We start from the raw sequence: 14,248 nt of genomic DNA on the forward strand, positions 1-14,248 counted from the left end.
CGTTTCCGCAAGGGAAATTCCATGGTGATGATACGTGCCGCGCGGGTTGATGAATTTGCGCGGCTGACAGAGATCGAACTCGATGCCTTCGTTGTCTGGGCGGAAGCCTGTGGTGTGACATCGCAGCCTTACGCCTCGCCGGAATTCATTCTCCAGCGCAGTTATGAGCAGGACCTCCTGTTTGTTGCGGAGGCGGATGCGACCGGCCACGTCGCGGGTTTTGCCGCCGGGCAGGCGGTGGGGAGCTATCTCTATATCGTCGAGATCGATGTCGAGCGCCCCGCGCAGGGACAAGGCACTGGTCGCGCGCTGATGGCAGCGATGCTTGGCAAGGCTCGGGACGCGGGACACAAATATGCTGTCCTGACGACGGATCGTTTTGCGCCCTTCAACGCGCCATTCTATGCGAAGATGGGATTTCGTATTCTGGAAAAGTGGGAGACACCACCTTTCCTGCAAGAAAGGCTGGACAAGCAGATAGCCGATGGTCTCGACCCCGCCCGTCGCGTGGCGATGCATCTGGACCTGCGCGCGCACTGAAACAGGACGGCGTTATCAGCCATGACCAGAGTTTTGATCCAACCCGTCAAGCGCTCGGATGCGCGGGAAATCGTGGCAGCGAATGTGCGCAGTCGCGACTACCACGCGCCGTGGGCGCAACCATTTACGGATATGAGTGGCTTCGATGCGTGGTTCGGGCAGTTGCTAACCGGGCCGAATGCGTCTTTCATCGCGCGCGATGTTGAGAGCAACGGCATGGTTGGTGTCTTCAATCTCACGCAGATTGTTTGGGGAGCGTTTCGCAGCGCTTATCTCGGATATTACGGAAACGTCGCTTTCGCCCATCGCGGACTGATGGCTAACGCCCTGGAACAGGTGAAAAATCACGCCTTCAACGAGTTCGGCCTTCATAGAATTGAGGCCAATATTCAGCCCGGCAATGTGGCCTCGATCAACCTTGTGCGTCGTGCCGGGTTCTCAAAAGAGGGTTACTCCCCGCACTATCTTCAGATCAACGGCGAGTGGTGCGACCACGAACGCTGGGCCTTGGTATCGGGCAATGATCAGAGCGTTTGATGCCTCCCATTTTTTAGAAAAATATCGTTGGTGACCTTGACCGTAACCCGTGCTTTCCGGTTTGGTATTTGCAGGATTCCCGCGAATGTCATACGTGTATGGGCGTAGCCCGACAGGTGTAAACGGATACGCTGGCAAGGTCGGGTGTGGGAGCAGATGATGAAGACGGCAGCAGGCAAAGTTTTTTCTAACCACAGTCCGAGGCTTGTTTGGCGCGCGGTTCTGACGGTGTTTGCGGCTTTGATCATTCCGGCGAACCACAGCCAGGCTGCCAGCTGCCGCTCGGATGCCGGTGCCGGGATTGACTGGAGTGCGTGCAACAAGCGGCTGTTGATGCTGGGCGGCAGCGTGCTTGACGGTGCGGATTTGCGGGGAACGGATTTTACCTTCACCGATCTTCGCGGCTCGTCTTTCAAGAAGGCCAACCTGGAAAAAGCAAAACTCATTCGCACCTCGCTCGCTTCATCGCAGTTGCAGGGCGGAAATTTCATCAAGGTGGAAGCCTATCGCGGTGATTTCAGCGATGCGGATGCGGAAAACGCCAAGTTCAACAATGCGGAAATGCAGCGCGCCAGTTTCCAGAATGCCAAACTCGTCGGCACTGATTTTACCAAGGCGGAACTCGGCAGGGCCGATTTCGAGGGCGCAACGCTGACGGGCGCGAAATTCACCATGGCCAACCTGTCGCGCTCCCGCTTCGAAGGGGCAAAATTCTCCGGGCCTATCGATTTTGAAAACGCGTTCCTGCTTCTGGCGCGCATCGAAGGATTGGACCTTTCCACGGCAACCGGACTTGAGCAAAAGCAGATCGATATTGCCTGTGGCGATCCCAAGACGAAGTTGCCGCAAGGGCTGACGACACCGACATCGTGGCCTTGCCCGGAGGATCCGGACGAGGATTGAGCGATAAGTTTGCGGGTGGGGCTTCACCCCCCTCTGTCCTGCCGGACATCTCCCCCTCAGGTGGGGAGATTGGCTGGGCTTTGGCTCGCTGGTTCATCCGCACCGTCATCACGCACCCGCGTTCGCAACGTTCAAGATGGCCGAGCGCTGTCTGCGAGTCGATCTCCCCACCTGAGGGGGAGATGCCCGGCAGGGCAGAGGGGGGTGAGCGGCAGTCTCAGCCGCTCATGAGGTCCCCGCCACTAAAACCCCGACAAAACAATCTTCCCCCGCGCAGTCCCACTCTCGATCAGCGCATGCGCCTTGATGAGATTGGCGGCGTTTATGGCGCCGAAGACCTCCGTCAGCGTTGTCTTGATCTTGCCAGCATCCACCAATTCAGAAACGTGGTTCAGCAATTTGTGCTGCTCGAGAATATCAGCCGTTTCGAAGACCGGGCGGGCGAACATCATTTCCCAGTGAATGGAGATGGCTTTGCGCTTGAACGGCATGGCGTCGAAGCCGTTTGCGGGATCATCGATCAGCGCAAACCGTCCCTGAGGCGCGATAAGCGCGATGCTGTCGGCGGCGTGAATGTCGCTTTGCGTGGTGGAAAAGACGAAGCCGGGTGCGCCGAGGCCAAGGGCTTCCACCTGCGGGGCCAGTGGCTGGCTGTGATCGATGACGTGATGCGCGCCGAGTGCCTTTGCCCATTCCTTGGTTTCAGGCCTTGAGGCCGTGGCGATGACGGTGATGTCGGTGAGCTGTCGCACGAGCTGGATAGCGATAGAGCCGACGCCGCCCGCGCCGCCGATGATGAGGATAGCATTGGCCGCGCCGGGAACGGGGTCTTTCAGCTTCAATCGGTCGAACAGGGTTTCATAAGCGGTGATTGCCGTCAGGGGCAAGGCGGCGGCTTCCTCGAAGCTGAGGCTTTTCGGCTTGGTGCCGACAATGCGCTCATCGACCAGATGGAACTCACTGTTGGAGCCGGGGCGGTTAATGGCACCCGCGTAAAACACCTCGTCGCCCGGCTTGAACAGCGTGACACCTTCGCCCACCGCTTTGACGATACCCGCCGCATCGAAGCCCAGAACGCGGGTCTGTCCGTTTTCCGGCGGCTGGTTGCGGCGCACCTTGGTATCAACAGGATTGACCGATACGGCCTTCACCTCGACCAGAAGATCATGCCCTCTGGCTTCCGGCACGGGAACATCGATGTCAACAAGCGCATCTGCTTCCGTGACGGGTTTTGCACTTTTATAACCGATAGCACGCATGGCGTTTTCTCCTTGGCTTGTTGCGTTGACCTCTATTTGATAGATATGAACGCAAGCTGCAAGAATGCACATATTCTGTATATACGTACAAAAAGGATACTGTGATGTCCCGACCCCGTGCCAAACTGACTGGTAACTTTCCCGGCTGTCCGGTGGAATCCACGCTGAGTTTTCTGGATGGAAAATGGAAGGGCGTGATCCTCTACCACCTGATGAATGAGGGAACGCTGCGCTTCAACGGGCTGCGCCGCCACATTCCAAGCGTTACCCAACGCATGCTGACCAAGCAGTTGCGCGAGTTGGAAGAGGCCGGGCTGATTTCCCGCAAGGTGTTTGCCGTGGTGCCGCCACGCGTGGATTATGCCCTGACGCCGCTTGGCCTCACCATGCAGCCGGTCATCGCCGCTTTGAAAGCATGGGGTGACGCGCACGTAATCTGCAAGGATGGCGAAAAGCGTGTGATGTCTCCCGACGAGATTATCGAGCCGCTGGCTGCTGCCTAATAACAAGACCTATTGCGCGCATCTGTCTGTGGGCTTACGGATTTACAAAACTCTTCACGTAAAGAAAAATTCCGCATTGCAACATGGAACTGCCCGGATTGCTTCATAGCGTCGCGGCAGTGATTCTCAGTCAGGGACGACAAGCATGGGTATTGGTTGGATCGAGGCCGCGATTCTCGGTTTTATTCAAGGTCTTACGGAATTTTTGCCAATTTCCTCCAGCGCGCATTTACGGATCGCGGGAGAGTTCTTAGGGACGGGTGAAGACCCGGGTGCCGCCTTCACCGCCATTATTCAGATCGGCACCGAACTGGCGGTGCTGGTCTATTTCTGGTCAGATATCATGCGGATTGCCATGGCCTGGCTTCGCCAGAACCTGCGCCTCGGCGGCAGCTACGATGCCGCAGATGCACGCATGGGCTGGCTCATCATCATAGGCTCTGTGCCGATTGTGCTGCTTGGCCTGCTGTTCAAGGATGCCATCGAAACCTCGCTGCGCAATCTCTACATCACCGCTGTCATGTTGATCGTCTTCGGTATCATCCTCGGTTATGCGGATAAGATCGGCAAAAAGAAGTACCCGCTCAACAAGCTCATCTGGCGCGACGGCATCCTGTTCGGTTTCGCACAGGCCATGGCGCTCATCCCCGGCGTTTCCCGCTCCGGCGGCACCATCACGGCAGGCCTGCTGCTGGGCTATACGCGCGAGGCAGCTGCGCGCTATTCCTTCTTGCTGGCCGTTCCCGCAGTGTTTGGCTCCGGTTTCTATCAGCTCTACAAAAGCATCGGCCAGGTCAATCCGGTCGGCTGGGGACCCACCGCACTGGCAACGCTGATATCCTTCATCGTGGGATACGCCGTAATCGTCGTCTTCCTGAAGTTGGTCTCGACCAAAAGCTACATGCCGTTTGTCTGGTACCGCATCGTCATCGGCGTGGTGTTGCTGGCGCTGCTGGGCACGGGTACGATCAGCGCGGCGTAAGGCAACGCTTCTGAATATCGTTTATCTGGTCATGCCGTTGATTAGCGGCGTGGCCCTCAACCGCTCGAAATACTAAACACATCCAAGCCTGCCACATCTTCTTCCAGAAGCGCAAAACCCTGCTTTAGATAATAGGCACGCTTATCGGCCGTTGCGCAGAGGTAGCAGGTCTCGTGGCCGCGTTGGGCTGCGTACTCCCTGCTGCTGGCGATCAGTTGCGCGGCGATGCCCTGTCGTCGGAAATCGGGCTCCACCCACAGGGCTGCTATCCATGGGGTGTAGTCTGGGCGCTCATCCAGATCGTTTTCGATGATGAGGACCGAGGCGATATAGCGGTCGTCGTCGTGGGCGACGAGTGCTGCGGGAATGCCGTCTGTTTCAAGCATCGGGTCGAGGTGGGCACGGTAGTCTTCGAGCGGGACGCCGCTTTCCGTCCACCATGCGTGCCAGCCGCGATCCGCTATCGTGTCGGCAAATGCTGGATGTTGTCGGAGGTTGGAAATCTGCAAAAGCCCGTCCTTTGTTTGAATCATAGTCGCAAGCGAAGGTTACAAGCTTTTGGAAAGGCGAAACAAGAGGTCGGGTTTTGAAAATAACCGGCCACAAGGGGATGCGGCCGGTTTTCGTCGTGATCCCACTTAAAGCAAAGTCCCGCTCAATATGGCCAGCGCCACCGAGAAATAGATTACCAGACCGGAGACATCCACCAGCGTTGCCACGAAGGGTGCCGAAGCGCTGGCGGGGTCGAGGCGCATGCGTTGCAGGATGAACGGCAGCATGGAGCCGCAGATCGAGCCGAAGGTGACGATGCCGATGAGGGCGCAGAAGACGGTGAAGCCGACCAGTAGCCAGTGATCGCCATAATCGTAGAAGCCAGCCTGTTGCCATACGGTCAGACGCAGAAAGCCGATGGCACCGAGGATTGCGCCTAGTGTCAGGCCCGTGGGCAGTTCACGCAGCAGCACCTTCCACCAGTCGGACAGTTTCAATTCGCCCAGTGCCAAGGCCCGGATGATGAGCGACGTTGCCTGCGAACCGGAGTTGCCGCCCGATGACATGATGAGCGGAATGAACAGCGTCAGCACCACGGCCTTTTCCAGCTCGCCCTCGAAATGCTGCATGGCGCTGGCCGTCAACATTTCGCCGAGGAACAGGGCAGACAGCCAGCCGGCACGTTTGCGGATCATGTCGAGAAAACCCATCGACATATAGGGCTTGCCGAGCGCTTCCATACCACCGAACTTGTGCGCATCCTCCGTCGTATCGGCAATCATGGTGTCGATAACGTCATCGACAGTGACGATGCCGAGAATGTGGGCGTGCTCATTCACCACAGGCATGGCCAGAAGGTCATGCTTGCGGATGAGGCGGGCAACATCCTCCTGTGACATCAGCGGATCGGCATAGGTGATACCTTCCTTGGATGCGACGGTGAGGATGGAAGCCGATGGCTCACCCGTGACCAGACGGCGCAGGGTAACGACCTTGGCCAATGTGCCATCTTCAGCCAGCACATAGATTGCATAGACCGTTTCGCGCGACCGCTCGACGATGCGAATATGGGCAAGCGTCTGCTCCACCGTCCAGCGGTCCGGCACGCTGACGAATTCCGTCGTCATCATCGAGCCGGCGGTGCGGGGCGGATAGGTCATCAGGTGGCGTATGGCGGTTGCCGTTGCGCGGTCCAGCCTGGAAAACAGCTTGGCGCGTGGCTCGTCGTCCATGTCGGCCATGACGTCCGCAACGCGGTCATCCGACATCAGGTTGACGAAACGGGCTGCCTGTTCCAGCGGAATATGGGCAATGATGTCTGCAGCATGGTGCAGTTCCGGGCGGTCCAGAACTGCCACGGCCTTTGGCTGGGACATTTTCAGCAGAGCGTCGACGGCTTCGGGCACGTCGAGAGCGTTCAACTGATCGACGCGTTCTGCAATGGTGGTGGGGCCGATGCTGCTGCTAAAAAGACGTGCAGCTTTGCTGGCTCTTTGGGAGAGGTTGTGAAAGTTCATGATTGCTCACCTTCGAGTCGATCCGCCGATTTCGACGGAACGCGGTGAGCCGACAGGTGTCAGATCAGTGCGCGTCTCGCCGGTCTCGGCAAAGGCAATCGACTACTACTGTCGCTAGACATCTAATGATGCTCCGTGGATATCTGCGCCAGATCGATGGTTTTGACCTGCGCATGAGATATCTGTTGCGCCTGAAAAAAGGCCAAGTCAAGCGGGCCAAATATGAAATTTTGGCAAGGTAGATGTGTGGTGAATGGCGTGCATATTTTGCGCCCTCATTCCTGTGCTTGTCACAGGAATCCAGTCAGCCCAAGTCCTTGGGCTGAAAAGACTTCTCTCCGCCGCGCAGACGCGCGGCGACTGGATTCCTGTGACAGGCACAGGAATGAGGGAGGTGGCCGATGCCACCAGTCGATGCTTATCGAGCGAAGGCCTTCTCGCGCCGTTCCAGCGCCACCGCGACACAGAAGACAGCGAGCCCGCCCAACGACAGGACAGCACCGATATATCCCGTCGATGCGTAGCCATAACCCATGGCGATGACGACGCCGCCAAGCCATGCGCCGAGTGCGTTGGCGATGTTGAAGGCGGAGTGGTTGGAGGCGGCGGCCAGCGTCTGGGCGTCGGCGGCGACATCCATCAGGCGTGTTTGCACGGCAGGGCAGGCGGCAAAGCCGCAGCCGATCAAGAAGACGCAGATGCACAGCATGTAGGGATTGTGCGCAGTAAGGCCGAAGAGCGCCATCAGCACCACATTCAAAGCCAGCATGCCGCCAATCGTGCCGTTGAGCGAGTAATCTGCCATGCGTGAGCCGACAACGTTACCGACATTCATGCCGATGCCGAACAGGGCCAGAACCATGGGCACCGTGGCAACCGGCATCATGGCGACATCGGTGGTGGTTTTGGCGATATAGCTGAACACGGCAAACATGCCGCCGAAACCGACGGATGCGACCGCCAATGTCAGCCAGACCTGTACGCGCCTGAAAGCGCCGAGTTCGCGCCAGATGCTGGCACCTTCCTGCACCTTGTCTCGTGGCTGGAAGAACCACAGCAGCGCAACCGTCAAAAGTGCGATGCCACCGACCATCATGAAGGCGGCGCGCCAGGAGAACATCTGGCCGAAGAAGGTGGCAAGCGGCGTGCCGAGCAGCGTGGCGATGGTGAGGCCCAACATGACGCGGCCAACGGCGCGGGCGCGTTTATGGATGGGGGCCATGGAAGCGGCCACCAATGCGGCTACACCGAAATAGGCACCATGCGGCAGACCGGTGATGAAGCGCAGTGCCGTGAAGGTGGCAAAGTCAGGCGCAATGGCGCTGAGAATATTGCCCGCCGCAAAGACACCCATCAGCGCCAGCAGAAGCACACGCCGGGTCATGCGCGCTGCCAGCACAGCAATGATGGGTGCACCGATGACGACACCCAGCGCATAAGCCGCAATGACGTAGCCAGCTTGCGGTACAGTGACACCATAGGTCGTCGCAACTTCCGGCAGCAGGCCCATAATAGCGAATTCACCCGTGCCTATGCCAAAACCACCGGCGGCAAGCGCAAGTTCGATGAGGGCGATGGAGAGAGGGGTGAGTGCTGTTGCAGGCAATGGCGCAACGGTGTCGACGTCCGCATCAGGGCGGTTTTCCGAGAGATGTGTGTGGGTCATGATTTCTGCGAAGGGAACGAAGAAAAAAAGGACAAGACCGAGGTCTCGGCCTTGCCCTGACTGGAGGTATGTGGTCACCAAAATGACCTTATCTTGACTGATATCATGGATTTGTGCGTCGCGGTAGTATCTGATTCTGTAAAATGCTCGACTCACGCAAAGGTGTACGGAACGGAAACCTCTCTATTTCATTTAGGGTCGCGCTTTGCGTGTAACGGGGGCTCGATAAGCATATGAAGCTGGTGGCGATCTTTAACCGCGATGGCGGTACCTTCAAAACCACAGACATGGATGCCTATTGCAAACATGCGCAGACTGTTTTCGAAAATGCAGGTCACGAAATCGAATGCCGTCTGGTTTCCGGCAAGGATATCGTGACCGAGATGGAGCGAACCGCCGATGACAAGGGGCTGGATGGCCTGATTGCAGGCGGTGGCGATGGCACGATCTCGGCAGCCGCAGGGATCGCCTGGAAGCACGGTATCGCGCTGGGCGTGGTTCCCGCTGGTACCATGAACCTGTTCGCCCGGTCGCTGAAACTACCACTCGACATATGGCAGGCGGTCGATACGCTGGCCGAAGGCCATGTACAGAATGTGGACATCGCCAGCGCCAACGGTCGCCCCTTCGTGCACCAGTTTTCCGCAGGTCTTCATGCGCGCATGGTGCGTTACCGGGATAAGATGGAATATGCGTCGCGGCTGGGCAAAATCCGCGCGAATATTCGTGCTGCCATTGGCGTTGTCTTCAATCCGCCGAAATTCGATATGGAATTTACCGTAGATGGAAAAACCCAGCATCGTCGCGCCTGTGCCATTTCCGCCTCCAACAACGAATTCGGACAAAGCCCGCTTCTGGTCGCCGACGATATCACGCAGGGAAAGCTCGGCCTTTATATCGCCGACGCTTTGACGCCATCAGGCGTCATGGGGCTTGCCATCGATATTCTGCGCGGCAAGCTGAAGGAAAATGCGGCGGTGACAGCCATGGCGGTGACGAATGTCGACCTGCATTTTCCAAAGCGGCACGGTGACGTGAAATGCGTGATGGATGGCGAATTGTTGCCGATGAAGCGTGATGTCGCGCTTAAAATTCACGCGGGCGAACTGAAGGTCATCGTACCGAAAGATTTCTCAAGCCTCTGATATTGTTGGCTAGGTGCCTGTCGTCAAAGACATGTGTGCGATGTCGCGGCGGCCTTGCAAAATGCTGCCGCGCCCGCCATGCTGATCCCATCAAGGCCAATGGGAGTGCATGACGCGATGAACGATAATGCCGGGACGATATCGAACCTCGCCGCCATCGACGCCGCCCATCACCTGCATCCCTTTTCCGACATGGGCAAGCTGAACGCATCCGGCACCCGCATCATCGAGCGCGCCGAAGGCGTGTTTATTTACGACAGCACCGGCAAAAAATATCTCGATGCTTTCGCCGGCCTGTGGTGCGTCAACATCGGTTATGGTCGAAAAGAAATCACCGATGCCGTTTCCCGGCAGATGAATGAGCTCCCCTATTACAACGCTTTTTTCGGTACCACCACGCCACCTGCAACACTGTTGGCGCAGAAGATCGTGTCCCATACCGGGCCGAATATGAACCATGTTTTCTTCACCAACTCCGGTTCCGAGGCCACGGATACGTGGTTTCGCATGACGCGCGTTTATTGGAAGGCGCTGGGCCACCCGACCAAGACACAGGTCATTGCGCGCCGGAACGGTTACCACGGCTCCACCGTCGCGGGTGCCTCGCTGGGCGGCATGACGTGGATGCACGAGCAGGGCAACCTACCCATCGAAGGTGTCTCCCACATCGGTCAGCCCTATTGGTATGCCGAGGGCGGCGATCTGACACCAGCCGAATTCGGCCTGAAGGTAGCGCGCGAGCTGGACGCCAAGATCGATGAACTCGGCGAGGACAACGTCGCCGCCTTCGTGGCCGAACCCATTCAGGGGGCAGGCGGGGTCATCGTGCCGCCGGAAACCTACTGGCCGGAAATTGCCCGTATCTGCAAAGCACGCAACATTCTGCTGGTGTCGGACGAAGTCATATGCGGCTTCGGGCGGCTGGGATCATGGTTCGGTTACCAGCGTTTCGGCTATGAGCCGGATCTGGCACCGGTGGCAAAGGGACTGTCATCAGGTTACCTGCCCATCGGTGGTGTGCTGGTCTCGGACCGTGTGGCCGAGGTGATGCTGACCAAGGTCGGCGATTTCAACCACGGTTTCACCTATTCCGGCCATCCCGTCTGCGCGGCGGCGGCGCTGGAAAACCTGCGCATCATCGAAGATGATGGGTTGGTAGAGCGTGTGCGCGACGATATCGGCCCCTATTTCCGCCAGGGCTGGGAAAGTCTGCTGGACCATGAGACGGTGGGCGAGGCGGTGAGTGTGGGCCTCATCGGCGGGCTGCAACTAACGGCGGAAAAGGCAACGCGCAGACGATTCGACAAGCCTGATGATATCGGCACCCTGGTTCGCAATCATTGCCTTGAAAACGGCCTTGTCATGCGCGCCACGGGCGACCGGATGCTAGCGTCGCCCGCATTCACGATCAGCCGGTCGGAAGTCGATCAGATCATCGAGACGCTGCGCAAGGGGCTGGACCACTTGGCGCAAACAGTAAGGACGTAAAAGACGTGGCAGAGCATGAGCATCACTACAAGGTCCAGATCACATGGACCGGTAACAAAGGCACCGGCACATCGGGTTACCGCGAATATGACCGCTCGCATGTGATTTCGGCAGACGGAAAACCCGACATCGCAGGCTCCTCCGACCCCGCTTTTCGTGGTGATGCGGCCCGGTGGAACCCGGAAGAGTTGCTGCTTGCCTCCGTCTCCGCCTGTCACAAACTATGGTATCTGCACTTCTGCGCCGTCTCAGGCGTCGTCGTGACCGATTATGTGGACGCGGCGGAAGGCACGATGGTGCTTGCGAAGGACGGGGCAGGGCACTTCACCGAAGTCGTGCTGAAGCCCATCGTCACCATCTCCAAGGGTGACCCGCAGACAGCACTTGAACTGCACGAAGAAGCTCATGAGAAATGCTTTATAGCCAATTCAGTGAATTTCCCGATCCGCGTGGAAGCGTCTGTGGAAACGAAGTGACGGGTTATTTCTGCTGCTCAAAGGTTTCGCGCACGATGTAATTCGGCGTCAAATCATCCCGATAATAAAGCCGCGCAATCATCTCCGCCAGAATGCCCGTGGTGATGAGTTGCACGGAGGATAGCAGCAGAACGACGCCGACCATGAGCATGGGTCTCGTGCCGATATCATTGCCGAGAATGAACTTGTCGATGAACAGGTAGGTCATGATGACACCTGCCAGTGCACCCAGCCCAAGCCCCAGAGAGCCGAAGAAGTGGCCGGGCCGCGCCTTGTAGCGCATGAAGAACATCACCGACAGAAGGTCGAGAATGACCCGGAAAGTACGGGAAATTCCGTATTTCGAGGCACCGAACTGACGGGCATGATGGGTGACCGGCATTTCGCCGATGCGGGTGCTGGGCACGACGCTTGCCACCCAGGCCGGGATGAAGCGGTGCATCTCACCCGTCAGCTTGACCTGCTTGATGATCGACGAGCGGTAGATTTTCAGGCTGCATCCATAATCATGCAGGCGAACGCCGGTGATCTTTCCGATCAGCCGGTTGGCAATCCAGGACGGAATCTTGCGGAGAAAAAGTCCGTCCTGACGGTTCTTGCGCCAGCCGACCAGAAGATCGAGTTCGCGCCGCTCCAGTTCCGAAACCAGCATGGGAATGTCTTTAGGATCGTTCTGAAGATCACCGTCGAGCGTGGCGATCAGGCGACCCTTGGCGGCATCGATGCCGGCCTGCATGGCGGCCGTCTGGCCGAAATTGCGCTGCAAGGCGACGATCTTGAGATCGAAGTTGGGTTGTTGCAGAAACGCGCGAGCGTTGACGATCGTCGCATCGGTGCTGCCGTCATCCACCAGAATGAGTTCCCAGGCAGACTGGTAGTTCGCCATGGCTTCGATGATGCGTGTGATCAGCGGCCCGACGCTTTCCTGCTCGTTGAAAATAGGTACGACCAGTGAAAGCTCCAATGCGTCTGCCGCAAGAACGTCTGTTAAAATGGCGGCAGATGTTGGCACGGCAATGTTTCCGTTTGTCTGTGAAGCTGGATTTCGCGCCTTGTCCTAGCGACGTTTTCCCGCATTTTCAACAAAGACCACAAAGTTTCGCTGGAAGCTCTTGTTTGCAAAGCCGAGTAAAGAGAATAGTGCGAACGATATGCGGAGATGAAACCGCAATGGGATGTGATTGGAATTTGAATTGAAGCCTTCCCGGTTCGCACGGCACTCTATGACCATTGTCACGGCCTTCGTGGTTGCCGTCTATGCCGCGTTCATCAGCTGGATGTGGGGCTGGGGAACGATTTTTGCGCTGTGGCAGAAGGCCGGGCTCGGAGCCATCTGTGTCGCGCTCGCGCTTCTCTTGTCCACCTACGTCCTGAGAACATGGCGTATCTACGATTATTTCCCAAAGGAAACGCAAGCCCAGTTCGCGCGCCTGTTCCGCCTTGTTCAAATCCACAATCTGCTCAACATCATGCTGCCGTTCCGCTCAGGTGAAACCAGCTTTCCGCTGCTGATGCGACAGGAATTCGACGTCCGACTGGCGCGGGGAACATCTGCTCTGCTTGTCATGCGGCTTTTCGATCTGCACGCGCTTCTGGCGGCGGCAGGCGTTGGGCTTGCGTTGGAAAAGCACTCGCTGACGGTTTGGGTTCTGTGGGCCATATTTTTGGCTCTGCCCGTCATTGCCTTTGTTGTCAGACACCGTTTTTTCGACTTGGCTCGGCGCATCGCGCCGAAGAAAGCGCAGGGCATCATCCACGAAATGCATGCGGGCCTTCCCGTGGATGGCCGCGCCTTCACGCGCGCATGGGGTGCAACCATCATTAACTGGTTCGTCAAGATCGCGGTTCTGGCCTGGGTTTTGGTGCTGATGGGCAAGATAGACCTGCCCGCAGGATTTGGCGGTGCGCTGGGCGGTGAGCTATCCTCCGTGCTTCCGGTTCACGCCCCCGGCGGCGTCGGAAGCTACCCGGCGGGCATCACAGCCGGGGCCATCGGTTTCGGGGCATCGACGGATAAAGCTGCGCTGTCGTCGCTGGGGCAGGCAGCCGTCAACGTGCATCTGCTGGTGATACTATCGTCGCTGATCGGCACGGCGCTTGCGCTGTTCGTGCGGGTGCGGAAGTCGTCAGGCGATGCGTAGGCCCAGATGTTCTGCCATAGGTGTGAAATCCCGGTCGGAATGCAACAGGGCGTGATCGTGTTCTATGCAGTAGGTGCCGATGATGAGATCGGTGGTTCTTCTGATAGTGATTCCGAGTTGACGTAGCCGACGATAATGCGTCGCTGCTTTGATGCCTAACTCAGGCGACAGCATAGAAACGACCTGAAATTTAGTCATTCGTGCTTGCATATTTGCAGCATGCTGGTGGCTTTGCGCGCCTTGAAGTATTTCAAGCAACACGACATCGCCTAACAGGATATCTCTCAAGCGTGGAATCGCACGAAACTTTTCCGTTTGTGCAGTTGTTGTTCCACTTAAGATCGAAATCCAGACTGAGCTATCAACAACGATCATTCTGCAGCGTGTTGATTATGGCTTTTTAAGTCGCCGCCACTCCGCATCTCATCAAGGTCGCCATCCCACCCCATGCCTGTCAGCTCATCCAAGGCTTTTCTTCGGCTGTGATATTCGATGAGCTCTCTTAGAGCGAGTTCAACAACCGCCTTTTTCGTTGGCAAGCCGCTCAACTCCATTGCTTCGGCAATCAATGCGTCGTCAATTTCGATATTCGTGCGCAT

16 protein-coding genes are annotated in these 14,248 nt (G+C 57.6%); 9 read left to right on the forward strand and 7 right to left on the reverse strand.

Annotated features, from left to right (window positions below; genetic code table 11):
- Positions 1-21: 21 nt before the first annotated feature.
- The 3 genes from CPJ18_RS13440 to CPJ18_RS13450 all read left to right on the forward strand — a co-directional run bounded on the left by CPJ18_RS13440 (position 22) and on the right by CPJ18_RS13450 (position 1,980).
- Positions 22-540 carry a GNAT family N-acetyltransferase gene (locus CPJ18_RS13440; RefSeq protein WP_103658885.1) on the forward strand — a complete coding sequence of 173 codons (519 nt, stop codon included), beginning with the start codon at positions 22-24 and terminating at the stop codon, positions 538-540.
- A gap of 21 nt (positions 541-561) precedes the next feature.
- Positions 562-1,077, forward strand: coding sequence for a GNAT family N-acetyltransferase (locus CPJ18_RS13445; RefSeq protein ID WP_103658887.1), 516 nt, complete (start codon positions 562-564; stop codon positions 1,075-1,077).
- Between the two features lie 159 nt (positions 1,078-1,236).
- Positions 1,237-1,980: a pentapeptide repeat-containing protein gene (locus CPJ18_RS13450; protein WP_103659128.1), complete on the forward strand. Its 744-nt coding sequence runs from the start codon at positions 1,237-1,239 to the stop codon at positions 1,978-1,980.
- Positions 1,981-2,222: 242 nt separating this feature from the next.
- Here CPJ18_RS13450 and CPJ18_RS13460 read toward each other — a convergent pair whose 3' ends face one another.
- On the reverse strand, positions 2,223-3,239 hold the full coding sequence (locus CPJ18_RS13460) for a zinc-binding alcohol dehydrogenase family protein (protein ID WP_103659129.1): 1,017 nt from the start codon (positions 3,237-3,239) through the stop codon (positions 2,223-2,225).
- 104 nt (positions 3,240-3,343) lie between these two features.
- On the opposite strand from CPJ18_RS13460, the gene CPJ18_RS13465 reads away from it, so the two are divergent.
- Both CPJ18_RS13465 and CPJ18_RS13470 read left to right on the forward strand, forming a co-directional pair.
- On the forward strand, positions 3,344-3,742 hold the full coding sequence (locus CPJ18_RS13465) for a winged helix-turn-helix transcriptional regulator (RefSeq protein WP_103658889.1): 399 nt from the start codon (positions 3,344-3,346) through the stop codon (positions 3,740-3,742).
- A gap of 145 nt (positions 3,743-3,887) precedes the next feature.
- Positions 3,888-4,724, forward strand: coding sequence for an undecaprenyl-diphosphate phosphatase (locus tag CPJ18_RS13470; protein ID WP_103584664.1), 837 nt, complete (start codon positions 3,888-3,890; stop codon positions 4,722-4,724).
- 56 nt (positions 4,725-4,780) lie between these two features.
- Here the strand turns inward: CPJ18_RS13470 and CPJ18_RS13475 are convergent, their stop codons facing one another.
- The 3 genes from CPJ18_RS13475 to CPJ18_RS13485 all read right to left on the reverse strand — a co-directional run bounded on the left by CPJ18_RS13475 (position 4,781) and on the right by CPJ18_RS13485 (position 8,399).
- Positions 4,781-5,233 carry a GNAT family N-acetyltransferase gene (locus CPJ18_RS13475; protein WP_103659130.1) on the reverse strand — a complete coding sequence of 151 codons (453 nt, stop codon included), beginning with the start codon at positions 5,231-5,233 and terminating at the stop codon, positions 4,781-4,783.
- A 129-nt stretch (positions 5,234-5,362) separates the two neighbouring features.
- Positions 5,363-6,733, reverse strand: a complete 1,371-nt coding sequence (mgtE, locus tag CPJ18_RS13480; protein ID WP_103658891.1) for a magnesium transporter — start codon at positions 6,731-6,733, stop codon at positions 5,363-5,365.
- 418 nt (positions 6,734-7,151) lie between these two features.
- Complete coding sequence (locus tag CPJ18_RS13485) at positions 7,152-8,399, reverse strand: MFS transporter (RefSeq protein ID WP_103659131.1); 1,248 nt, start codon at positions 8,397-8,399, stop codon at positions 7,152-7,154.
- 233 nt (positions 8,400-8,632) lie between these two features.
- Here CPJ18_RS13485 and CPJ18_RS13490 point away from each other — a divergent pair, with 233 nt between their 5' ends.
- The 3 genes from CPJ18_RS13490 (at position 8,633) to CPJ18_RS13500 (ending at position 11,508) form a co-directional block, all read left to right on the forward strand.
- Complete coding sequence (locus CPJ18_RS13490; protein WP_077106164.1) at positions 8,633-9,544, forward strand: diacylglycerol/lipid kinase family protein; 912 nt, start codon at positions 8,633-8,635, stop codon at positions 9,542-9,544.
- A gap of 117 nt (positions 9,545-9,661) precedes the next feature.
- Positions 9,662-11,032 (forward strand): aspartate aminotransferase family protein, encoded by a 1,371-nt coding sequence (locus CPJ18_RS13495; protein WP_103659132.1) that lies wholly within the window; start codon positions 9,662-9,664, stop codon positions 11,030-11,032.
- Positions 11,033-11,037: 5 nt separating this feature from the next.
- Positions 11,038-11,508, forward strand: a complete 471-nt coding sequence (locus CPJ18_RS13500) for an OsmC family protein (protein WP_103658893.1) — start codon at positions 11,038-11,040, stop codon at positions 11,506-11,508.
- 4 nt (positions 11,509-11,512) lie between these two features.
- Here CPJ18_RS13500 and CPJ18_RS13505 read toward each other — a convergent pair whose 3' ends face one another.
- Entirely contained in the window at positions 11,513-12,520 is a 1,008-nt protein-coding gene (locus CPJ18_RS13505; protein WP_103658895.1) for a glycosyltransferase family 2 protein, read from the reverse strand.
- 211 nt (positions 12,521-12,731) lie between these two features.
- Here CPJ18_RS13505 and CPJ18_RS13510 point away from each other — a divergent pair, with 211 nt between their 5' ends.
- A complete protein-coding gene (locus tag CPJ18_RS13510) occupies positions 12,732-13,649 on the forward strand; it encodes a lysylphosphatidylglycerol synthase domain-containing protein (protein WP_103658897.1) in 918 nt (305 codons plus the stop codon).
- Here CPJ18_RS13510 and vapC read toward each other — a convergent pair.
- Positions 13,635-14,024: a type II toxin-antitoxin system VapC family toxin gene (gene vapC / locus CPJ18_RS13515; RefSeq protein WP_103658899.1), complete on the reverse strand. Its 390-nt coding sequence runs from the start codon at positions 14,022-14,024 to the stop codon at positions 13,635-13,637. The two genes, CPJ18_RS13510 and vapC, sit on opposite strands and share 15 nt — an antisense overlap.
- Positions 14,021-14,248, reverse strand: a complete 228-nt coding sequence (locus tag CPJ18_RS13520; protein WP_103658901.1) for a type II toxin-antitoxin system VapB family antitoxin — start codon at positions 14,246-14,248, stop codon at positions 14,021-14,023. Before CPJ18_RS13520 ends, vapC begins: the two co-directional genes overlap by 4 nt.

The organism is Agrobacterium rosae, assembly GCF_002915175.1.
GTDB lineage: Bacteria > Pseudomonadota > Alphaproteobacteria > Rhizobiales > Rhizobiaceae > Agrobacterium > Agrobacterium rosae.